This is a genomic window from Nocardioides sp. CPCC 206347, from assembly GCF_048654605.1.
Lineage (GTDB): Bacteria > Actinomycetota > Actinomycetes > Propionibacteriales > Nocardioidaceae > Nocardioides.
Genome location: NZ_JBMCYZ010000004.1, coordinates 18127 through 38559 on the forward strand (window position 1 = coordinate 18127; position 20433 = coordinate 38559).

At 71.1% G+C, this 20433-nt stretch carries 20 protein-coding genes; 12 read left to right on the forward strand and 8 right to left on the reverse strand.

Features of this window, described 5'->3' with window-relative positions; genetic code table 11:
• The first annotated feature begins 34 nt into the window (after positions 1-34).
• On the forward strand, positions 35-4141 hold the full coding sequence (eccCa, locus tag ACOACQ_RS14360) for a type VII secretion protein EccCa (protein ID WP_420288585.1): 4107 nt from the start codon (positions 35-37) through the stop codon (positions 4139-4141).
• Here the strand turns inward: eccCa and ACOACQ_RS14365 are convergent, their stop codons facing one another.
• The 4 genes from ACOACQ_RS14365 to rpmB form a co-directional block, all read right to left on the reverse strand.
• Entirely contained in the window at positions 4142-5353 is a 1212-nt protein-coding gene (locus tag ACOACQ_RS14365) for a YibE/F family protein (protein ID WP_420288586.1), read from the reverse strand.
• 77 nt (positions 5354-5430) lie between these two features.
• Entirely contained in the window at positions 5431-5736 is a 306-nt protein-coding gene (gene rpsN / locus ACOACQ_RS14370; RefSeq protein ID WP_420288587.1) for a 30S ribosomal protein S14, read from the reverse strand.
• The gene (gene rpmG / locus ACOACQ_RS14375; protein WP_056715493.1) at positions 5736-5906 is read right to left on the reverse strand and encodes a 50S ribosomal protein L33; all 171 of its coding nucleotides are present in this window, start codon (positions 5904-5906) and stop codon (positions 5736-5738) included. The genes rpsN and rpmG overlap by 1 nt, the downstream gene beginning before the upstream one ends.
• 1 nt (position 5907) lies before the next feature.
• Entirely contained in the window at positions 5908-6141 is a 234-nt protein-coding gene (gene rpmB / locus ACOACQ_RS14380) for a 50S ribosomal protein L28 (RefSeq protein ID WP_378606778.1), read from the reverse strand.
• 68 nt (positions 6142-6209) lie between these two features.
• Between rpmB and ACOACQ_RS14385 the strand changes: the two genes are divergently transcribed.
• From ACOACQ_RS14385 to ACOACQ_RS14405, 5 genes are all read left to right on the forward strand, one after another.
• Entirely contained in the window at positions 6210-6491 is a 282-nt protein-coding gene (locus ACOACQ_RS14385; protein WP_420288588.1) for a type B 50S ribosomal protein L31, read from the forward strand.
• The gene (locus ACOACQ_RS14390; protein WP_378606772.1) at positions 6488-7561 is read left to right on the forward strand and encodes a GTP-binding protein; all 1074 of its coding nucleotides are present in this window, start codon (positions 6488-6490) and stop codon (positions 7559-7561) included. The genes ACOACQ_RS14385 and ACOACQ_RS14390 overlap by 4 nt, the downstream gene beginning before the upstream one ends.
• Complete coding sequence (gene rpmF, locus ACOACQ_RS14395) at positions 7561-7758, forward strand: 50S ribosomal protein L32 (RefSeq protein ID WP_378606769.1); 198 nt, start codon at positions 7561-7563, stop codon at positions 7756-7758. Before ACOACQ_RS14390 ends, rpmF begins: the two co-directional genes overlap by 1 nt.
• Positions 7755-7877, forward strand: a complete 123-nt coding sequence (gene ykgO / locus ACOACQ_RS14400) for a type B 50S ribosomal protein L36 (RefSeq protein WP_182378950.1) — start codon at positions 7755-7757, stop codon at positions 7875-7877. Before rpmF ends, ykgO begins: the two co-directional genes overlap by 4 nt.
• A gap of 63 nt (positions 7878-7940) precedes the next feature.
• Complete coding sequence (locus tag ACOACQ_RS14405; RefSeq protein WP_378606766.1) at positions 7941-9458, forward strand: FAD-dependent oxidoreductase; 1518 nt, start codon at positions 7941-7943, stop codon at positions 9456-9458.
• Positions 9459-9462: 4 nt separating this feature from the next.
• Here ACOACQ_RS14405 and ACOACQ_RS14410 read toward each other — a convergent pair whose 3' ends face one another.
• Complete coding sequence (locus ACOACQ_RS14410; RefSeq protein WP_378606763.1) at positions 9463-9942, reverse strand: MarR family winged helix-turn-helix transcriptional regulator; 480 nt, start codon at positions 9940-9942, stop codon at positions 9463-9465.
• Between the two features lie 165 nt (positions 9943-10107).
• On the opposite strand from ACOACQ_RS14410, the gene ACOACQ_RS14415 reads away from it, so the two are divergent.
• From ACOACQ_RS14415 to ACOACQ_RS14435, 5 genes are all read left to right on the forward strand, one after another.
• Positions 10108-11547, forward strand: coding sequence for a glyceraldehyde-3-phosphate dehydrogenase (locus ACOACQ_RS14415; protein WP_420288589.1), 1440 nt, complete (start codon positions 10108-10110; stop codon positions 11545-11547).
• 111 nt (positions 11548-11658) lie between these two features.
• Complete coding sequence (locus ACOACQ_RS14420; protein ID WP_378606757.1) at positions 11659-12357, forward strand: hypothetical protein; 699 nt, start codon at positions 11659-11661, stop codon at positions 12355-12357.
• Positions 12358-12700: 343 nt separating this feature from the next.
• A complete protein-coding gene (locus tag ACOACQ_RS14425; protein ID WP_420288590.1) occupies positions 12701-13243 on the forward strand; it encodes a C40 family peptidase in 543 nt (180 codons plus the stop codon).
• 95 nt (positions 13244-13338) lie between these two features.
• On the forward strand, positions 13339-14181 hold the full coding sequence (locus ACOACQ_RS14430; protein ID WP_420288591.1) for a hypothetical protein: 843 nt from the start codon (positions 13339-13341) through the stop codon (positions 14179-14181).
• A complete protein-coding gene (locus ACOACQ_RS14435; RefSeq protein WP_378606748.1) occupies positions 14178-14468 on the forward strand; it encodes a DUF4031 domain-containing protein in 291 nt (96 codons plus the stop codon). Before ACOACQ_RS14430 ends, ACOACQ_RS14435 begins: the two co-directional genes overlap by 4 nt.
• On the opposite strand, the gene ACOACQ_RS14440 is transcribed toward ACOACQ_RS14435, so the two are convergent.
• Positions 14465-15280, reverse strand: a complete 816-nt coding sequence (locus ACOACQ_RS14440; RefSeq protein WP_420288592.1) for a crotonase/enoyl-CoA hydratase family protein — start codon at positions 15278-15280, stop codon at positions 14465-14467. The two genes, ACOACQ_RS14435 and ACOACQ_RS14440, sit on opposite strands and share 4 nt — an antisense overlap.
• Positions 15280-16335, reverse strand: coding sequence for an LLM class F420-dependent oxidoreductase (locus tag ACOACQ_RS14445; RefSeq protein ID WP_420288593.1), 1056 nt, complete (start codon positions 16333-16335; stop codon positions 15280-15282). The genes ACOACQ_RS14440 and ACOACQ_RS14445 overlap by 1 nt, the downstream gene beginning before the upstream one ends.
• Positions 16336-16421: 86 nt before the next feature.
• Between ACOACQ_RS14445 and ACOACQ_RS14450 the strand changes: the two genes are divergently transcribed.
• Complete coding sequence (locus ACOACQ_RS14450; RefSeq protein ID WP_420288594.1) at positions 16422-19262, forward strand: FAD-binding and (Fe-S)-binding domain-containing protein; 2841 nt, start codon at positions 16422-16424, stop codon at positions 19260-19262.
• Between the two features lie 14 nt (positions 19263-19276).
• Here the strand turns inward: ACOACQ_RS14450 and ACOACQ_RS14455 are convergent, their stop codons facing one another.
• A complete protein-coding gene (locus ACOACQ_RS14455; RefSeq protein WP_420288595.1) occupies positions 19277-20422 on the reverse strand; it encodes an FG-GAP repeat domain-containing protein in 1146 nt (381 codons plus the stop codon).
• Positions 20423-20433: the final 11 nt, after the last annotated feature.

Consider the following 20433-nt stretch of genomic DNA (forward strand, 5'->3'; position numbering starts at 1 on the left):
GCATGATCGGGCGTCGACGACAGGGGAGCACCGAATGACCGTGACACCGGGTACGGCCCAGGGCCGGAGGGTGCGCACGGCTGCGCCTGGCAGCCTGACGCAGCGAGCGGGACGCAGCGAGCGCCCCGAGCTGCCCAGCGGACAGCTGCAGATCCAGCCGCCGCCGCAGATCCAGCCGAGTGAGGGCGCCGCCGGAGTCGCGATGAACGCGATCCCGATGCTGGGCAGCCTCGGGTCGATCGTCCTGGTCGCCGGCCTCGGCACGGGAAGCGGACAGAACCCCGCGCTGCGCTACATCGCCGGCGGCATGTTCCTGTTCGCGACCCTCGGCTTCATCATCGTGCAGATCGACCGGCAGCGTAAGCAGCGCCAGCAGCAGGTGACGGGCTCGCGCACCGAGTACCTCCGCTACCTCGCCACCGTGCGTGGCGTCGCCCGCGACGCGGCGGACCAGCAGCGCCGGGCGCTGACCTGGATCCACCCCGACCCCTCCGCCCTGCCGGCGCTCGCCGAGGACCGGTCCCGGGTGTGGGAGCGGTCCTCGGCCGACCCCGCGTTCCTGCAGGTGCGCTACGGCATCTGCGCGCAACCCCTGGCGCTCGAGCTCGTGCCCCCGGAGGGCGCACCGATCGACGACGTCGACCCGGCGTCGGCATCCGCGCTGCACCGCCTGCTCGTGGTCCACCGGCTGCAGCCCGACCTGCCCGCGTCGATCGACCTGCGCGCGTTCGACCGGATCGAGATCTGCGGCGCCGAGGAGGAGGCACGTTCGCTCGCGCGGACGCTGCTCTGCTCGGCGACCACCTTCCAGTCACCGGAGAACCTGCAGGTCGCCGTCCTCGCGACCGAGGCGACGCTGGCCAACTGGGACTGGGTCAAGTGGCTCCCCCACGCCCACAGCCAGCACCAGACCGACGCCGTCGGTCCGGCGCGGATGGTCACCACGTCGCTGACCGACCTGACCGCGATGCTCCCGCCGGACCTCACCGAGCGACCCCGGTTCGGTGCGGACGAGCGGCCCGCGACGCCGCACATCCTGCTGATCACCGATGGCGCCGAGCTGCCGCCCGGCAACCACGTCATCCCCGCCGACGGCCTGCACGGCGTCACCGTCCTCGACCTGCCGGCCCGGTGGGGCGAGCTCGACAGCGCGACCGCGTTGCGCCTGGAGATCGAGGAGACGCCGGCCCGCCCGCGCACCGCCGGTGGCCGGCTCACGCCGGATGCGGGTACGACGACGGTGCCCCTGGTCGCCGTACGCCTCCGGACGGAACCGGTGCGCGCCAAGGGCGACCAGTGCAGCCTGGCGACCGCCGAGGCGCTGGCCCGACGCCTGACGCCGCTGTTCACCCCGAGCGCCGGCTCCTCGGTCGGCGACGACGCGGTCGACATCTCGGCGCCGACCGACTTCATGGACCTGCTCGGCCTGGGCGACGTCCGCAACTTCGACCCGGACGCCGCCTGGCGCTCGCGACCGGCGCGCGACCGGTTGCGAGTGCCGATCGGTGTCGGCGACGGCGCGGCCCCCGTGCACCTCGACATCAAGGAGTCCGCCCAGCAGGGAATGGGCCCGCACGGCCTGGTGATCGGTGCGACCGGTTCGGGCAAGTCGGAGTTCCTGCGCACGCTCGTGCTCGGCCTGGCGATGACCCACTCCCCCGAGCAGCTCAACATGGTGCTGGTCGACTTCAAGGGTGGTGCCACGTTCGCGGGCATGTCCGAGATGCCGCACGTCTCGGCCGTGATCACGAACCTCTCGCAGGAACTGACCCTCGTCGACCGCATGCAGGACGCGCTGTCCGGCGAGATGGTGCGGCGCCAGGAACTGCTGCGCGAGGCCGGCAACTTCGCCTCGATCCGCGACTACGAGAAGGCCCGGCTGTCCGGCGATCCCTCCGGTGCCGGACTGCCGCCGCTGCCGTCTCTGTTCGTCGTGGTCGACGAGTTCTCCGAGATGCTGTCGGCCAAGCCGGAGTTCATCGACCTCTTCGTCGCCATCGGCCGCCTCGGCCGCTCGCTCGGCCTGCACCTGCTGCTCGCGTCGCAGCGCCTCGAGGAAGGCCGGCTGCGCGGCCTGGAGTCGCACCTGTCCTACCGGATCGGCCTGCGCACCTTCAGCGCCCAGGAGTCGCGCGCGGTCCTCGGCGTGCCGGACGCCTACGAGCTCCCGGCGGTGCCCGGCCTCGGTTACCTGAAGCCCGACCCGACCGCGCTGACGCGCTTCAAGTCGGCGTACGTCTCCGGTCCGCCGGAAGCAGGACGGCGCCGGGTCACCCGCGACAGCGGTGGCAAGGTGCGCGGCATCCTGCCGTTCACGATCTCCGAGGTGCAGGCGTTCGACCTGCCCGAGACCGACAACGAGGCGGACGTCGTACCGACCGCCGACCGGACCGACAGCAGCATCACGCTGCTCGACGTCGCCGTGCAGCGGATGGAGGGACGCGGACCGGCGGCCCATCAGGTCTGGCTCCCCCCGCTCGACGAGCCGGACACCCTCGACCAGCTGATGGCCGACCTCGCTCCGCACCCGGAGCTCGGCCTGGTGTCGATGCGCTGGCGCAACGCCGGCAACCTGACCATCCCGCTCGGCACCGTCGACCGGCCGCGCGAACAGCGTCGCGACACCCTGACCGTCAGCCTCAGCGGAGCGGCCGGACACGTGGCCGTCGTCGGTGGGCCGCGCAGCGGCAAGAGCACGCTGCTGCGGACGATCGTGACCAGCCTCGCGCTGACCACGACGCCGCTCGAGTCGCAGTTCTACGTCCTGGACTTCGGCGGCGGCACGTTCTCGCCCCTCGCCGCACTGCCCCACGTGGCCGGCGTCGGCAGCCGCTCGGAACCCGAGGTGGTGCGCCGGATCCTCGCCGAGGTCAAGGGCATCGTGGACCGCCGTGAGAAGTACTTCCGCAGCCAGGGCATCGACTCGATCGAGACCTACCGCAGCCGGCGGGCGACGGGTCGTGCCGACGACGGGTACGGCGACGTCTTCCTGGTCATCGACGGGTGGGGCACGTTGCGCTCGGAGTTCGACGACCTCGAGCTGGAGATCCAGCAGCTGGCCGGGCGCGGCCTCACCTTCGGCCTGCACGTCGTGACGTCCTCGACCCGCTGGCCGGACTTCCGCGCAGCCATGCGCGACGTCCTCGGCACCCGCCTCGAGCTGCGCCTCGGTGATCCCATCGACTCCGAGATCGACCGCAAGGTGGCCGCCCTCGTGCCGCTCAGCCGACCAGGTCGCGGCCTGGTGCCCGGCAAGCTGCACTTCCTGTCCGCGCTGCCGCGGATCGACGGCGACCCGTCGGCCAGCACCTTGGGCGACGGGGTCGACGCGTTGATCTCCGCGGTCGCCAAGAACTGGCGCGGACCGACGGGACCCAAGCTCCGGCTGCTGCCCGACCGGATCAGCCTCGACGAGGTCAGGGCGCTCACCACGACGCCGCCCGCCCGGCAGCTGTTGCTCGCCATCAACGAGAAGGAGCTGGCCCCGGTCGGACTCGACGTCGACGCCGAGCCGCACCTGTTGCTCTTCGGCGACGGCAAGTCCGGCAAGTCCAACCTGCTCCGGACGTACTGCCAGGAGATCATGCGCACGCGCACGCCTGCCGAGGCGCAGATCGTCGTCGTGGACTACCGGCGATCGCTGCTCGGCGAGGTCCCCGAGGACTACCTGCTGAACTACCTGACCTCGGCGACCCAGGCGCAACCGGCACTGAACGACCTGGCGACGTACCTCCAGAACCGGATCCCCGGGCCGGACGTCACTCCCGAGCAGCTGCGCAACCGCTCGTGGTGGTCGGGCGCCGAGGTGTTCGTGGTGGTCGACGACTACGACCTGGTCGCGACCCAGCAGAGCTCACCGGTCGCCCTGCTCCAGCCGCTGCTGGCCCAGGCGCGCGACGTCGGCCTGCACGTGGCCATCGCCCGCCGCTCCGGTGGCGCGTCCCGAGCGCTCTACGAACCGGTGATCCAGTCCCTGCGCGACCTCGCGATGCCCGGCATCCTGCTCGCGGGCAACCGCGACGAGGGCGTGCTCCTCGGCAACGTGCGACCCGGTCCGGCCCAGCCCGGTCGTGGCCGCCTGATCACCCGCGACCGCGGCACCGAGACGGTCCAGCTCGCCTGGACCGATCCCAGCGTCTGATCAGTCGGCCGCAGGTGCGGCAACGAGCGCGGCCAGGCCGGTCGTGATCGGTACGGCGAGCACGAGGCCGACCGAGGTGACCAGGGTCCGGATGACCTCCTCGGCGAGCTGTTCGGTCGAGAGCAGGTCGATCAGCGGTCGGTCGTAGACCCGCAGCAGCATCAGCAGGATCAGCGCCGTGCCGACGTACGCGAACACGATCGTGTAGATCGTGGAGGCGATGTGGTCCCGGCCGATCCGCATGGCACTGGCGAAGACCTCGGCCCGCGACGCGTGGGGCGAGACGGAACGCAGCTCCCACACGGCCGAGGCCTGCGTGATCGTCACGTCGTTGAGGACACCGAGGCCGGCAATCACCAGGGCACAGCCCAGCAGGGCCTGGAAGTCGAGGGCGCCGAAGGTGGCGAGGATGGCACCGCTCTCGTCACTGATGCCGGTCAGGTGGGCGTCGCCGATGGCGATCACGCCGATACCAGCGGTCAGCACGATGCCGACGAGGGTCCCGGCGAGCGCCGTGCTCGTGCGCAGCGAGAAGCCGTGGGTCGTGTAGAGGACGACGAACATGATCGCCGCGGCACTGGTCAGGGCGACACCGACGCCGGGTGAGCCGTCGAGCAGCGCGGGCAGCATCCACCACCACACGACGAGCCCGCCGAACGCGAGCCCGAGGATCGCGAAGACCCCGCGCCAGCGGGCGATCGTGACGACCACGACCACGAAGAACAGCGTGAGCCAGATCAGGGTGCCGTTGCGTTCGGTGGCGAAGTAGGAGTACGACGCCTCCTCGCCGTTCTCGGCCTCCGGGGTCGGCGTGCGCATCAGCTCGACGTGGTCGCCCACGCTGATGCCCGACTCGAGGACGCTCGGCTGCACGTCGATCCGGACCGGCTGGTCCTCACCGTCGACCTCCACCTCGAGCGTGCTGCACCCGGAGCCATCGGGGAACCCCTGCCCGGGGCAGCGCTCCGCGATCGAAACCACCTCTGCGGAGGGGAAGGTCACCCCCGGCGCGGCGAACTCGGCCGCTTCCCCGCCGTTCTCCGCGGCCCGCTCGGACGTGTCACCCGGCGGCCACCACGCGACCAGGGCGATGATCGTGGCGAGCAGGGCGATCCCGAGCCCGGCCAGCAGCACGGTGCGTGCCGTCGTACCGACGCGGACGTGGTCGGCGTCGCTGTCGCTGGTCGCGCGATGGCTGTGTCCGGCACCCACGGGCGCTCCTCCTGCTCGAGACGTCATGCGAACTGGTCGCCGGAGCGACCAGTTCGCACGACGTTAGCCGGAACGGTTCACCAGCTCGACTTCGTGACGCCGGGCAGCTCGCCGCGGTGCGCCATCTCACGGAACCGGATCCTGGACAGGCCGGCCTTGCGCAGGTGTCCACGCGGACGACCGTCCACCTGGTCGCGGTTGCGCAGGCGCACCGGCGAGGCGTCGCGCGGCAGCCGGGCCAGGGCGCGCACCGCCTCCTCGAGCTCGCGCGACCCGGGCGCGGCCCGCCGTACCTGCTCCTTGAGCCCGGCCCGGCGGGCGGCGTACTTCTCGACGACGGCCCGTCGCCGCTGGTCGGCGACGATCTTGCTCTGCTTGGCCATCAGCGCTCCTCACGGAAGTCGACGTGGCGTCGTACGACGGGGTCGTACTTGCGGATCGTCATCCGATCCGGGTCGTTGCGGCGGTTCTTGCGGGTCACGTAGGTGTAGCCCGTGCCCGCGGTGGAGCGGAGCTTCACGATCGGTCGCACGTCAGATCCCTTCTTGGCCATCTCAGAGCTCCCCTCGGGCCCGCAGGCCTGCGACGACCGTCTCGATCCCGCGCTGGTCGATCGTCTTGATGCCGCGGGCGCTGACCCGCAGCGTCAGGTGGTGCCCGAGCGAGGGCACCCAGTAGCGCTTGCGCTGGATGTTGACGTCGAAGCGCCGGCGGGTACGGCGGTGCGAGTGGGAGACGTTGTTGCCGAACGCCGGTCGGGCGCCGGTCACCTGGCACACCTGGGACATCGCTGTTCCTCCTTCGTGGGATGTGGCATGATTGAGAACGATTCTCATTCTAACCATGGAGGCAAGACATGAAGCAGGGCATCCACCCGGACTACGGACCGGTGGCCTTCCGCGACCGCGCGACCGGTGACGTCGTCCTGACCCGGTCCACGCTGGCCGGCCGGACCGACGGCGAGGTCATCGAGCTGGACGGACGCAGCCACCCGCTGGTCGACGTCGACGTGAGCGTCCACAGCCACCCGTTCTGGACCGGCCAGGGGCGGGTGCTCGACACCGAGGGCAGGGTCGAGGCCTTCGAGCGCCGCTACGGCCGCACCGACCGCACCAACCGCGGAGCGCAGCGGTCATGAGGGTGCCCGTCGTCCTGATCGCCGGCGTCGACCCCGACGCCATGGCGTCGACCATGGTGGGACTGCAGTTCGACCTGCCCGGTGCGGTCGCCGTACGCCACGCCATCGACGTCGAGCGCGGCCTGCTGACCCGCACCGTCAGCGACCTGTCCGGCGTCGTCGAGACCCACGAGACGCTGCTCGAGCACGCCTGCGTCAGCTGCGCGATCCGCGAGGACATCGTGCCGACGCTCGAGCGGCTGGCGCGCGACGGCCGCTGGCAGAGCATCGTGGCCCATCTCCCCGTCGGCGCCGAGGCGGCGCACCTGTGCTCGGTGCTGACCTGGGACACCCGGCTGGCGCGCTTCCTGCGGATCTCCGCGGTCGTCACGGCCGTGGGATCACAGGACCCGGTGCGGGACCTGCTGGGCGACGACCTGCTCGCCGATCGCGGTCAGCACTGCTCGCACGACGACCGTCGAGGCGTCGGAGAGGTGCTCGCCGCCATGGTGGAGTACGCCGACGTGGTCACCTTCGACGACGCCGGGGAGCCCCTGGACCCGGTGGCCCGGGGGCTGGTCACCGCACTCGCGCGACCCGACGCCGCCGTCATCGAAGGGGGTCACGGACTCGACGGCGCCACCCTCACCGGGCGGCTCCACCAGCACACGCGCACCGATGCATGGACATCTCCCACCCGCACCGACGCCCTGCCCGACCTCCGCGCCGAGGGCGTCTGGCGGCTCGACCTCCAGTCGCTGCAGGCCTTCCACCCCGAACGGCTCCTGGAGTCGCTCGAGCTGCTCGGCGCCGGTGCGCACCGCTCCCGCGGTTGCTTCTGGCTGCCGACCCGGCCCGGCAGGGCCCTCACGTGGGACGGCGCCGGCGGCCAGGTCAGCATCGGCGACCACGCCGGCTGGGCGCTGCGGCACCCCTTCACGCGGCTCGTGATCACCGGCGTGGGCGCGGCTCCCGCATCCTTGCGCGCGTCCTTCGACGACCTGTTGGTGCGGCCGGGCGAGAGCGGCACGTGGTCCGTGAGCGAGGACGGCTTCGAGCCGTGGCTCGGCCCGATCCGCGAGGTGGCGTGATGGCAGTCCCGAAGCGTCGTACCTCGCGGAGCAACACCCGGCACCGGCGTTCGCAATGGAAGGCGACCGCTCCCGACCTCGTGCCGGTCACGATCGAGGGCGTCCTGCACCGCGTCCCGCGCCGCCTCGTGGGCGCCGTCATGGACGGCCTCGTCGACCCGCGCACCGGCCGACCCACCAGAAGGGGGACCCGATGAAGGTCCGCAACTCGCTCCGCTCGCTCAAGGCCAAGCCCGGCGCGCAGGTGGTACGCCGCCGCGGCCGGACCTACGTGATCAACAAGCAGAACCCGCGGTTCAAGGGCCGACAGGGCTGAGCCCGGCTCGTCACGCCCGGCCGAGGGGCCCCGTGGCGACCTAGAACACGTTATCGTTTCGCCATGAGCCTGCAGCAGGAGTACGACGTCGTGGTGGTCGGTTCGGGCGGCGGTGCCCTGACGGGTGCCGCGCTCGCAGCCAAGGCCGGACTGAGCACCCTGGTGCTGGAGCGGACACCGCTCATCGGCGGGACGTCGGCGTACTCGGGCGGCGCCTGCTGGCTGCCCGGAACCGACGTGCAGCAGCGGGCCGGCCTCCCCGACTCGACCGAGGGCGCGCGCACCTACCTCGCCGCGGTCCTCAAGGAGGCGGACCAGGAGCGGGTCGAGGCGCTGCTCACCCAGGCGCCGAAGCTGGTCGCCGAGCTCGAGGCCGACGACCTGATGGACTTCGAGTGGATCCCGTTCTCGGAGTACTACGACGCTCCCGGCCGGGTCCCGATGGGCCGCTCCATCCAGCCCACCACCATCAAGCGGGCCGACCTCGATCCCGCCGTCGGCGAGCTGCTGCGCCCGCCGGTCGAACGCGACCGGGTCGGCGGCAGCGGCCGCTCCACGCTCTCCGGCGGCCAGGCGCTGATCGGCCGCCTCGCGGCGATCGTGCTGCGCGACGGAGGCACCATCGCGACCGGCCACCACGTCATCGGCTTCCGGCGCGACGACACCGGTCGCGCGACCACGGTCGTCACCGAGGGCCCGGACGGCCCGGTGGAGTTCACCGCACGGCGCGGCGTCCTGATCGCCGCGGGCGGCTTCGAGGGCAGCGCCGAACGACGCGCCGCGCACGGCACACCCGGTCGCGCGGAGTGGACGATGGCGCCGCAGGGCACCAACACGGGCGAGGTCATCGACGCCGCCGCAGCCATCGGCGGCGCCACCGACTGGTCGGGCGAGGGCTGGTTCTGCCCCGGCCTGTTGCAGCCCGACGGCAGCGGCGCATTCACGCTCGGCTTCCGCGGCGGCCTGATGGTCGACCAGTCCGCGCAGCGGTACGGCAACGAGTGCCTGCCCTACGACCAGTTCGGCAGGGTCATGGCCGGCTCCGACGACCGCACCCCGTCGTGGTTCGTCTTCGACTCCCGCGAGGGTGGCGCCCTGCCCGCGATCGCGATCCCGGAGGGCGACCGTGCCGAGCACCTCGCCGCCGGCACCTGGGTGCAGGCCGACTCGATCGAGGAGCTCGCCATCGCCGCAGGCCTCGACCCCACCGTCCTCACACAGACCGTCGAGCGCTTCAACGGCTTCACCACGACCGGCGTCGACGAGGACTTCGGTCGTGGCCAGGACGAGTACGACACCTTCTTCGCGAGCGCCGGCAGCCCCAACAAGGCGCTCGTCCCGCTCGACCAGGCGCCGTACTTCGCCGCGAAGTTCGTGCTCTCCGACCTCGGCACCAAGGGCGGCCTCGTCACCGACGCCTCGGCACGCGTGCTCGACACCGAGGGCGCACCGATTCCCGGCCTGTACGCCGCCAGCAACTCGACGGCCTCGGTCTTCGGCTCGGCCTACCCCGGCCCGGGCGCGCCGCTCGGCGCGGCGATGGCCTTCGCCTCGCTCGCCGTCGAGGACATGCTGCGCTGATCGTTCAGGGGGTGGCGAGGCGGTCGAGCACCGTGGTGGCGTACCTGGTGAGCGCTGCCACCTGCTCGCGGTCCATGCCGTCGAAGAACAGCTCCCGCACCAGTTCCACGTGACCGGGGGCGGCCCCGGCGATCGCCGCCATGCCCTCCTCGGTCAGGTCCACGAAGGCTCCTCGACGGTCGTCGGCGCAGTGTCGTCGTACGACGAGGCCGCGGGCCTCCATCCGGGTGATCTGCTTGGAGACCCGGCTCTTCTCCCACTGGAGGCGTTCGCCGAGCTCGAACATCCGGAGCGAGCAGTCGTCGACGCCGTCGTCGCTGCGCTGGTCGGTCAGCGCCACGAGGATCTCGTAGTCGGCGATGGAGAGGCCGCTGGCGGCCTGCAGCTCACGGTTGAGCCGCGCACTGAGCTGGGAGTTGAGGTCCACCCAGGCCCGCCACGCCTGCTGCTCCTCGGCGTCGAGCCAGCGCGTCGTCGTACTCATCCTTCGATGGTAGCCACGAATGTTGACACATCCACGACTTTCGGCGCGCGGAAATGCGGGTGGGATTGGTCACCTTCGCCGTCCCAGCGGGCGGCTCGATTACCCCCGGCCCCCGTTGCGCGGCCTACGATCGAGCGATTTTGTTGATGGACCGAAGGGGAAGCCGTGAGCGTCACCGAGGACAAGTTCGACCGCTGGAAGCACCACGAGGAGCTCGCCGAGGCGGCGATCCCGATCATCGGCAAGCTGCAGCGCGAGAAGGACGTCACGATCCTTCTGCACAGCCGCTCGCTGGTGAACAAGTCGGCGGTCAGCATTCTCAAGACCCACCGCTTCGCCCGGATGATCGAGGGCGAGGAGCTGTCGATCTCCGAGACGTTCCCGTTCCTCGAGGCCATCGCCGCGCTCGACCTCGGTGCCGCGAAGATCGACCTCGCGCTCCTGCTCGGCAGCTACAAGGCGTCCGACACCAACCTGAGCCCGGCCGAGTTCACTGCCCTGGCCCTGTCCGACGCGACCGGCGACAACAAGACCACTGCTCCTGGCCCGCAGGACATCGTGCTCTACGGCTTCGGCCGGATCGGCCGCCTGGTCGCCCGCCTGCTCGTCGAGAAGTCCGGCTCCGGCAACGGCCTGCGCCTGCGCGCCATCGTCGTCCGCAAGGGTGGCGAGGGTGACCTCGCCAAGCGCGCCTCGCTGCTGCGCCGCGACTCGGTGCACGGCCAGTTCAACGGCACGATCACCGTCGATGAGGAGAACGACCTCATCATCGCCAACGGCAACGTCATCAAGGTCATCTACAGCAACGACCCCACGACGATCGACTACACCGACCACGGCATCAACGACGCGATCCTGATCGACAACACGGGCAAGTGGCGCGACCGCGCCGGCCTGTCGAACCACCTGCGCCCCGGGATCGCGAAGGTGCTGCTGACCGCGCCCGGCAAGGGCGACGTCCCGAACATCGTGCACGGCGTCAACCACCTCGAGACCGACCTCGACGAGAAGATCCTCTCCTGCGCGTCGTGCACGACGAACGCGATCGTTCCCCCGCTCAAGGCGATGGAGGACGAGTTCGGCATCAGCCGCGGCCACGTGGAGACGGTGCACTCGTTCACCAACGACCAGAACCTGCTGGACAACTACCACCCGGCCGACCGCCGCGGTCGCTCCGCGCCGCTCAACCTGGTGATCACCGAGACCGGCGCCGCGTCGGCCGTCGCGAAGGTGCTGCCGGACCTGGACGCCAAGATCACCGGCAACTCGATCCGGGTCCCCACGCCCGACGTGTCGATCGCGATCCTCTCGCTGCAGCTGAAGCGCGAGACCACCCGCGAAGAGGTGCTCGAGCACCTGCGCAAGACGTCCCTCACCGGGCCGCTGAGCCGCCAGCTCGACTACACGACCGCCAGCGACGCGGTGTCCACCGACTTCATCGGCTCGCGCGCCTCCTCGGTGATCGACGGCAACGCCGCCATCGTCGACGGCGACTCGGCGATCCTCTACGTCTGGTACGACAACGAGTTCGGCTACTCCTGCCAGGTGCTGCGCACCGTGCAGTACGTGTCGGGCGTCGAGTACCCGACGCTTCCCCGCGCCTGATCTTCCCGAGCGCCCGTGTGCGCCGGTACTGGGCAGCCCTTGCGGCGCGCCCGGGACCGGCGCACACTGCAATTGAGGGGACCAATCGGGGGTTCCCGAAGGGGCGCAACCATGACCGACACCAGCGTCGACATCCTCGCCGACACCATCACCCAGACCCACGACGTGCTCGCCGAGCGACTCGCCCGGGCGGTCGCCTGCAGGCCCACCCGCGAGCGGCCACGCGACCGGCTCGCCGCCACCGATCCCTTCCTCGCGAGCGCCAGCCGCCACGTCTCCGCAGCCAACGCCGTGCTGGCACCGTGCGCGCGGCGCCACCTCGCCGAGGGGCGCCACCGCGCCCAGGAGTTCGCCCACGAGAGCCGGCGCCTGGAGGTCGCGCTGGCCCAGGTCAAGGCCAAGCTCTACGGCTCCACCTTCGTCGTACGACGTCCGTGGTCGTCGATCTGGGAGGAGGTCGAGGACGCGCTCGGTCAGTTCCGGGCGCTCGAGGAGCAGCTGGCCGACGACCTGATCGCGACCGAGGCCGGGCCCGACACCGACGACCTCGCCGAACGCCTCTACCGGGCCGAGCAGCGGGTGCCGACCCGGCCCCACCCCTACCTGCCCCACCTGGGCCTGCGCGGCCGGATGGCGCGGCGGGTCGCGGTCCGGGTGGACCGCTTCTGGGACACGGCCGAGGGGCGGATGGTCCCGGAACCGGTGCGGCCGCACCGCTCGCGCGATGGCCGGATGACGCAGTTCCTGCTAGCCGATCCGCACGCGACGACAGCCCCCGCTAACAGCGGCAAGCGGCACCGCGCCGACTGATCCTGGCCGCGATCGAGCGCCGGGTTACGCTCAATTACGGGTGACGGTCACCACGTGGCAATCGTGACCGGCGCCACTGCGCTAACTATTGCAAGCATGCGAAATTTGGTGGGTCAGACCTCCCCGACCTGGGGAGGCCGCCCACGCCGCGCTGAGGCCCGCGACGACGTGGAGCGACATCGCACAACGATGAAGTAGTCGCGGGCACGGGAGAACCAATCAACACCGCCGGACCGCCCCACGGGGCGAACCGGCTCGGGGCGAAGGAACACCAGTTCCTGGACATCAGCAGTCCAAGCCCGACAGGTCACCTTTCGCAAGCGTCGCTGTTGGAGACACTCCGATGTCCACCACCCTTTCGCGCGCTGGCGCACGCCTGCTCGTCGTTCCGCTCGCCACCTCGCTCCTCGTCTTCGCGCCCGGCGATTCCGCGCGCGCCGAGGATGCCGTCGCTCCGGCCCCCGTGGTCAGCACGGCCACCGCGACCGAGCCCAGGACGGCTCCGGTCGTCGTGGTCAAGAAGGTCAAGAAGAAGAAGCTCTCCGTCGGCCGACGCGCCCTGAAGGTCGCCAAGACCCGCGCCGGCAGGCCCTACGTGTACGGCGCCAACGGCCCGAACGCGTTCGACTGCTCCGGCCTGGTGCAGTGGTCCTTCCGCAAGGTCGGCAAGAAGCTCCCCCGTACGTCGGGCGCCCAGGCCGGTGCGACGCGCCGCGTCAAGCACCCCCGTCGCGGCGACCTCGTGTTCTTCTCCAGCGGCGGCCACGTCTACCACGTCGGCATCTACGCCGGGAACCACACGGTGTGGCACGCCTCGCGTCCCGGCGCCCCGGTGAAGAGGGAACGCATCTGGACGAGCTCGGTCTTCTACGGCCGCGTGCGCTGATCCAGCACCACCCGCAGCAACCACGGAACCGTCGGTGCCCCGTATGGGGAGGCACCGGCGGTTCCGTGGGTTCCACGGTCGATTACGGTCCTCCCATGGAGCAGCGCGACCGGCGGCGACTTCTCGCCGGCACCGTTCTCGTGGCGCTGCTCGCCACCGGATGCGGTGCCACGGATCGCGGCGGCGCGGCACCGACCGGGCCCCAGACCACGGCGCCCACCCTGCCGACGGTGACGCCCACGGTGCCGCCCACGGAGCCGACCGTCACGGAGCCGACCGCACCGACCCCGCCGGTCGATGACCCGCTGACGCAGAAGGCCTCGAACCGCAAGCGCTACCACCGGCTCGACGGCCAGTCCTACCGCTTCGAGAACTCCCGGCGCGGGCTGGACTACGCCGCAGCGCACGGCTACCTGTGGATCGACATCGACACGAACTACTGCCTGGACGACACCCGCACCCGCCAGGTCCCGATCGCGACGCACTGGCGCAAGCTCGACACCGAGGGCTTCGACCCGGGCGGTCGCTATCCGCCCGACACCCGGTGGTCCGACCTCACCCTGAGCCAGGTGCGCGAGCTCCGCTCGGCCGACGACCCGCCGTACCGGCTCGTCACGATGGTGGACATGGTCAGGTACGCCGCCCGGGTCGGGCTCGAGGGCATCGAGTGGGAGGTCAAGGCCGGCCGCGGCTTCGAGAAGGTCGAGACCTACCGCGAGGTGTTGCGGGTGGCCCGCGAGCTGGGGATCACGATCGAGGTCAAGACGCTCTACGCACTCGGCGGCGCGAAGGCGTCACTGCGCCGGCTGCGTGCCGCCAAGCAGGCAGGCGCCACCACGATGCTGATCGTCACCCGCAAGCAACCGCGGATCCTTCTGAACCCCGCACACGAGACCTTCATCGACTACGTCCGTGGCAAGTGGGGACGGGCCGGATGATCTACATCGACGACATGCAGCGGCCGGCCCGCGTCGGCCCGGTCGAGGGCGTCTGGTCCCACCTGTTCTCGGACCTGCCCGGCGAGGCCGGCACCGCCGAGCTGCTCGCCTTCGCCGAACGGCTCGGGATCGATGCCCGCTGGATCCAGAAGGCGGGTACGGCGACCGAGCACTTCGACGTCCGCGAACCGACCCGGCAGAGGGCGCTCGCGCTCGGTGCGACGCCGATCCGGTACGGCCGGGCCGTCGCCGCGATCACCATCGCCAAGCGGGACGCCGGCGCCTAGCGTCCGGTGTACTCCGGCGGTCGCTTCTCGATGAACGAGGTGACGGCCTCGTCGAGGTCGTGGCTCAGCAGGAACGCAGCGTTCCAGGCGGCGGTGTAGCGCAGGCCCGCCTCGACCCGCGGGCCACGTTCCACGTCGAGGACGTCCTTGATGCCCCGGACGACGAGCGGCGAGTTCGCGGCGATCCGACGGGCAAGATCGGCCGCCGCGGCGAGGGCGCTGTCGGCATCGGGATGCACGTGGTTGACCAGGCCGATCGCCGCAGCGCGCTCGGCATCGATGTCGTCCCCGGTCAGGGCCAGTTCCCGCAGGTGGCCGTCACCGATCATGCCGACCAGGCGCTGCAGGCTGCCGAGGTCGGCCACGATGCCGACCTTCGCCTCGCGCACGCTGAACTTCGCGTCGGCCGAGGCGATCCTGACGTCGCAGGCGACCGCGAGGTCGACGCCGCCGCCGATGCACCACCCGGTGACGGCAGCGACCGTGGCCTTGCGGGTCTTCGCCACCACGTCGAGCGCGGCCTGCCAGCGCCGGATCATCGCGTGCAGGTCCTGGCGCCCACCCGAGTCAGTGGCCGCCTTGTTCTGCGCGAAGGCCTGCACGGCCTCCATCAGGTCCAGGCCGAAGGAGAAGTGGCCGCCGGAGCCGGCGAACACGATCACCCGGACGTCGTCGTTGCCGTCCAGCGCGGTCACGGTCTCGGCCAGCTCGACGAAGAACTGGGCATCCATGACGGCCTTGCCCCTCGGGCCGGCCAGCGTCACGGTCGCGACCGGGCCGTCGTACGCGACCGTGAAGCGGGGCTCGCTCATCAAGCACGCACCCCGGCCGCGAGCTCGGACAACCGGCTCAGCTGGCTGACCCGCTCCTCGGCGGTGTCGGCGAGCGAGTTGAGCAGCAGCGTGCGGATGCCGGCGGCGTCGAACTCGGCGAGCTGGCGGCGAATCGAGTCCTCGTCACCCATCAGCGTCACGGCCTCGACCAGCTCCTCCGGTACGACGGCCGCGGCCTCGGCCTTCTTGCCCGACAGGTAGAGGTCCTGGATGTCCTTCGCCTCCGCCTCGTAGCCGTAGCGGCAGGCGAGCTGGTTGTAGAAGTTCTTGTCCCGCGCACCCATGCCGCCGATGTAGAGCGCCAGCTGGTTGCGGACCGTCTGGACGGCCTCGGGCGAGGGCTCGCCGATGAAGTAGTGGACCTGCAGCTGGATGTCGAGCTCGCCGAGCGCGGGGTCGCGCTTGCTGAAGCCCTCCTCGAGCGACTCGCCCCAGGCCTGCTGCGCCTTGGCCGGGTGGAAGAACAGCGGCTGCCAGCCGTTGGCCAGCTCGGCGACGAGTGCGACGTTCTTCGGGCCGAGGGCGGCGACGGAGATCGGGATGTTCGACCGCACCGGGTGGTTGATGATCTTGAGCGGCTTGCCGAGGCCGGAGCCACCGTGCTCCTTGGTGAGCGGCACCGTGTAGTGCTTGCCCTCGAACTGCACGGGCTGGCGCTGCCACACCTGGCGGCAGATCTCGATCACCTCGCGCGTACGACCCAGCGGGGCGTCGTACTTCACGCCGTGGAAGCCCTCGATGACCTGCGGGCCACTGGCGCCGAGGCCGAGCGTGAACCGGCCGTTCGACACGAAGTCCAGGCCGGCGGCGGTCATCGCGGTCAGTGACGGGGTGCGCGTGTAGATCTGGAAGATGCCCGACATCAGCTCGAGCCGCTCGGTCTTGGCGGCGATGTAGCCGAGCTGGCTGACCGAGTCGAAGGAGTACGCCTCCGCGACGGCGACCAGGTCGAGTCCATTGCGCTCGTACTCCTGGAGCAGCTCCACGGTCTCGGCGAACCCGCCTGAGTAGTCGATGATCATGCCGAGGCGCATGGGTGTTCCTCCGTAAGTCGGGTTCTGCAAGTCCGGTAGGGAGCGTAGCGGTCGGGTGTCGGGACCCGACCCGATAGATTCAGGTCGTGTCCGGAGTCGCCCAGCAGATCATCCAGCACGGGGCCCCCGACGTCACCGACGATGCGGCCGTCCTCGCGGCCTACTCCTCCGATGCCTCGCTCTACCGCGTGCTGCCCGCCGCCGTGGTGTTCCCGCACACCGCCGAGGACGTGCGCGCCACGCTGGCCGCCGCGCGCGAGCTGGGCCTGCCGGTCACCTGCCGGGGCGCCGGGACGTCGGTCGCGGGCAACGCGATCGGCCGCGGCGTCGTCATCGACTTCAGCCGCCACATGAACCAGGTCATCTCGATCGACCCCGTCGCGGAGACCGCCGTCGTGCAGCCCGGCGTGATCCAGGCCGACCTGCAGAAGGCAGCGGCCCCGCACGGGCTGCGGTTCGGGCCCGACCCGTCGACGAGCTCGCGCTGCACCATCGGCGGGATGATCGGCAACGACGCGTGTGGTGCGCGGTCGCTGGCCTACGGCCGTACGTCGCACAACGTGGTCGGCGTGACGGCCCTGCTGGCGGACGGCTCGGACCTGGTCACGGGCTATGCGGCATCCGGTGCTCCCGAATCCACGGGATCGGTGCTCGAGGACCTGCGGGCCGTCATCGCCGGCGACCTCGCCACCGCCCGCACCGAGTTCGGCACGTTCGGCCGCCACGTCTCCGGCATCGCGCTCCAGCACCTGGTCCCGGAGCGCGGCTTCGACGTGACCCGGGCGCTTGTCGGGTCCGAGGGCACCCTGGCCGTGATCACCGAGGCCACCGTGCGCCTCGTGCGCACCCCCGCCGCGCGCTCCCTCGTGGTGCTCGGCTTCGCCGACTTCCCGACCGCCGGCTTCGCGACCCCGGCGGTGCTGGAGTTCAAGCCCTCCGCCTGCGAAGGCCTCGACCGGCGGATCGTCGACGTCATCGTCGAGCGCCGCGGCCCGGACGCCGTGCCCCCGCTGCCCGCCGGTGATGCGTGGATGTTCGTCGAGATCTCCGGTTCCGACCCTGCCGAGGTACGACGCCAGGCGGGCCTGCTGGCCGCGGCCGGACTCGGGCTCTCCGCACTCGTGGTGGAGGACTCCGCCGAGATCGAGCGCCTGTGGCAGATCCGGGCAGATGGCGCGGGCCTCGCCGGCCGCGCGCCCTCCGGGCTCCCGGCGTGGGCCGGCTGGGAGGACACCGCCGTCCCGCCGGAGCACCTCGGCACCTACCTGACCGGTTTCGAGACGCTCCTCGAGCGCCACGGACTGACGGCGATGCCGTTCGGCCACTTCGGCGAGGGCTGCATCCACGTCCGGATGGACTTCCCGTTCGGCGACCCCGACGGCCCGGAGCGCTATCGCGCCTTCATCAGCGAAGCCGCCGACCTGGTCACGTCGCTGGGTGGCTCGCTGTCCGGCGAGCACGGTGACGGGCGGGCCCGCAGCGAGTGGCTCGACAGGATGTACTCACCGGCCGCGCTGGGCCTGATGTCCGCCGTGAAGCACGTCTTCGACCCCACGTCGCTGCTCAACCCCGGCATCCTCGTCGACCCGGTCTCCAGCACCGCGGACCTCCGCTACTCGGCCTCCTCGCGCCTGACGAAGGGCCTCGCACTGGCCTATGCCAGCGACGGCGGCGACTTCGGCCAGGCCGTGCACCGCTGCACGGGCGTCGGCAAGTGTCGCGCCGACAACTCCGGCTCGGGCGGCGTGATGTGCCCGTCGTACCAGGCGACGAAGGAGGAGATCCACTCCACCCGTGGCCGCGCCCGCCTGCTGCAGGAGATCGTCAACGGCGAGAGCGGGATCTCCTGGTCCTCGCCGGCCGTGCACGAAGCACTGGACCTGTGCCTGTCGTGCAAGGGCTGCGCGTCGGACTGCCCCACCGGCACGGACATGGCCAGCTACAAGGCCGAGGTGCTGCACCAGACCTACAAGCGCAAGCTGCGCCCGCGCACGCACTACTCCGTCGGCTGGCTCCCGCGCTGGGCGAAGGCCGGCTCGGCCACGCCGCGCCTGGCCAACACGATGATGAGCTGGAAGGCGGTGCGCATCCCGGCGTTGAAGGCCGCCGGGGTGGACACGCGGCGGCAGATGCCGGCGTTCGCCCGGCACACGTTCCGGAAGACCTTCCGCCGTACCTTCGGGGATTCCGCGGTGTCGACGTCCGGAGGCAAGCCGGTCGTCGTGTTCGTCGACTCCTTCACCAACCACTTCGCCCCGCAGGTCGCCGACGCGACCGTGGCCGTGCTGCGCGCGGCTGGTTTCGATCCGCGCATCACCCGGCACCAGGAGTGCTGCGGCCTGCCGTGGATCAGCACCGGCCAGCTCGACGGCGCCGCGAAGCGACTGCGCTCGATGGTCGACGCGCTGGCTTCGGATGCGCTCTCCGGTGTCCCGATCGTCGGCATCGAGCCGTCCTGCACCGCGGTGCTGCGGCACGAGCTCACCGAGCTTGTCCCGGGCGACGACGCCGCCGCGGTGTCCCGGGCAACCGTGACCCTGGCCGAGATCCTCGCCACCGAGCCGACCTGGACGCCGCCCGACCTGAGCGGGGTGTCCGTGGTCGCGCAGCCGCACTGCCACCACCACGCGATCATGGGTTGGTCGACCGACAAGTCCCTGCTGGAGCGGGCCGGTGCCACCGTCGAGGCGGTCGCCGGTTGCTGCGGCATGGCCGGCAATTTCGGTGTCGAGAAGGGCCACTACGAGGTGTCGGTCGCCATCGCGGAGGCCAACCTGCTGCCCGCCGTACGACGCTCTGTCGATGCCGCGCGCGAGCGGGTCGTGCTCGCGGACGGCTTCTCGTGCCGCACCCAGCTGGACGAGCTGGCACCCGAGGCGGCCCCGATCCACCTGGCCGAGCTGCTGGCCGGGCGAATCAGGGCCTGACCCCGCAGGACCGCTCAGGGAGTGGTGTTCGGCAGGACGGTGATCGACCCGGGGCTGACGACCGCGATGTCGGTGTCGCCGTCCTCGTCGTAGTCGGCCAGCACCGGGTTCTGCGGGAACGCAGCCGTGCTGAAGGTGCCGATCTTCCTCATGCCAGGGGTGCCGTTCCCGGCGAGCACGGTGAGGGTGCCGGACGCAGGGTTGGCCAGCGAGGAGACCACGAGGTCCTGGCGGCCGTCGCCGTCGAAGTCCGCGACGGCAGCGCTGGTCGGTCCGGGACCGCCGAACTGGAACGACGCCGGGACGAAGGACCGGAACTTCCCGGAGCCGTCGGTGAGCCCGGTGGAGAGCGAGAAGCTGAAGGAGCCGACGACGGCACCGTCGTCGTACCCGTCGCCGTCGAGGTCGATGGCCGCGACGTCCTCGGGGATGAAGGAGGTGCCGTACAGCGCGCCGGTCTGCCGGAAGGAACCGTTGCCGTTGCCGGTGAGCGCGAACAGGGTGCTCGAGCCGCCGTCGATCGCGAACAGGTCCGGCGTGCTGCCGGGGTCGAGGTGCGCGACGGCGATCGCGGACAGGACGAACGCGCCGGACACCGTGGTCCTCGGTCCGACCGTGAAGGTGCCTGACCCGTTGTTGACCAGGGTCTGGATCGCCGTGAACGTCGGCGCCACGACGTCGAGGTCACTGTCGCCGTCGAGGTCGACGACCAGGGGCTGGACCTGGCCGCCCAGGGCGAGCGGGGCGCGGCCGATCTCGGTGAAGCCACCCGAGCCGTTGCCCTTCAGGATGCGGGCCTCGGACACCGTCATCGCCACCAGGTCGACGACGCCATCGCCCGTGACGTCCCCGAGGTCGAGACCCTGCGTCTGGGTCGTGCCCGCCACCTTCGTCGCGGCGTCGAACGTGCCGTCGCCGTTGCCGAGGGAGACCCGGATGTCGCCGAAGGTGAAGTCGCCGATGCTCACGAGGTCCGCGTGACCGTCGCCGTCGACGTCAGCCGTGGCGACCGGCCGGGGCGCCGGGCCCGGGCCGAGCGAGTTGTCGAGCGCGCTGGTGACCGGCGCGCCGAACCATCCGGCAGCCAGGGCCGGACTGGCCGCAGTGATCATGACGCCGGCGGTGAGGGACGCACCAAGTGAAAGGGAAACTTTTCTCATGTGGGCGACGG

Coding starts and splice junctions, on each gene's coding strand:
- eccCa (WP_420288585.1), top strand. CDS start 35: ATGACCGTGACACCGGGTACGGCCCAGGGCCGGAGGGTGCGCACGGCT.
- rpsN (WP_420288587.1), bottom strand. CDS start 5,736: ATGGCCAAGCAGAGCAAGATCGTCGCCGACCAGCGGCGACGGGCCGTC.
- rpmG (WP_056715493.1), bottom strand. CDS start 5,906: ATGGCCAAGAAGGGATCTGACGTGCGACCGATCGTGAAGCTCCGCTCC.
- rpmB (WP_378606778.1), bottom strand. CDS start 6,141: ATGTCCCAGGTGTGCCAGGTGACCGGCGCCCGACCGGCGTTCGGCAAC.
- ACOACQ_RS14385 (WP_420288588.1), top strand. CDS start 6,210: ATGAAGCAGGGCATCCACCCGGACTACGGACCGGTGGCCTTCCGCGAC.
- ACOACQ_RS14390 (WP_378606772.1), top strand. CDS start 6,488: ATGAGGGTGCCCGTCGTCCTGATCGCCGGCGTCGACCCCGACGCCATG.
- rpmF (WP_378606769.1), top strand. CDS start 7,561: ATGGCAGTCCCGAAGCGTCGTACCTCGCGGAGCAACACCCGGCACCGG.
- ykgO (WP_182378950.1), top strand. CDS start 7,755: ATGAAGGTCCGCAACTCGCTCCGCTCGCTCAAGGCCAAGCCCGGCGCG.
- ACOACQ_RS14405 (WP_378606766.1), top strand. CDS start 7,941: ATGAGCCTGCAGCAGGAGTACGACGTCGTGGTGGTCGGTTCGGGCGGC.
- ACOACQ_RS14410 (WP_378606763.1), bottom strand. CDS start 9,942: ATGAGTACGACGACGCGCTGGCTCGACGCCGAGGAGCAGCAGGCGTGG.
- ACOACQ_RS14420 (WP_378606757.1), top strand. CDS start 11,659: ATGACCGACACCAGCGTCGACATCCTCGCCGACACCATCACCCAGACC.
- ACOACQ_RS14425 (WP_420288590.1), top strand. CDS start 12,701: ATGTCCACCACCCTTTCGCGCGCTGGCGCACGCCTGCTCGTCGTTCCG.
- ACOACQ_RS14430 (WP_420288591.1), top strand. CDS start 13,339: ATGGAGCAGCGCGACCGGCGGCGACTTCTCGCCGGCACCGTTCTCGTG.
- ACOACQ_RS14435 (WP_378606748.1), top strand. CDS start 14,178: ATGATCTACATCGACGACATGCAGCGGCCGGCCCGCGTCGGCCCGGTC.
- ACOACQ_RS14440 (WP_420288592.1), bottom strand. CDS start 15,280: ATGAGCGAGCCCCGCTTCACGGTCGCGTACGACGGCCCGGTCGCGACC.
- ACOACQ_RS14445 (WP_420288593.1), bottom strand. CDS start 16,335: ATGCGCCTCGGCATGATCATCGACTACTCAGGCGGGTTCGCCGAGACC.
- ACOACQ_RS14455 (WP_420288595.1), bottom strand. CDS start 20,422: ATGAGAAAAGTTTCCCTTTCACTTGGTGCGTCCCTCACCGCCGGCGTC.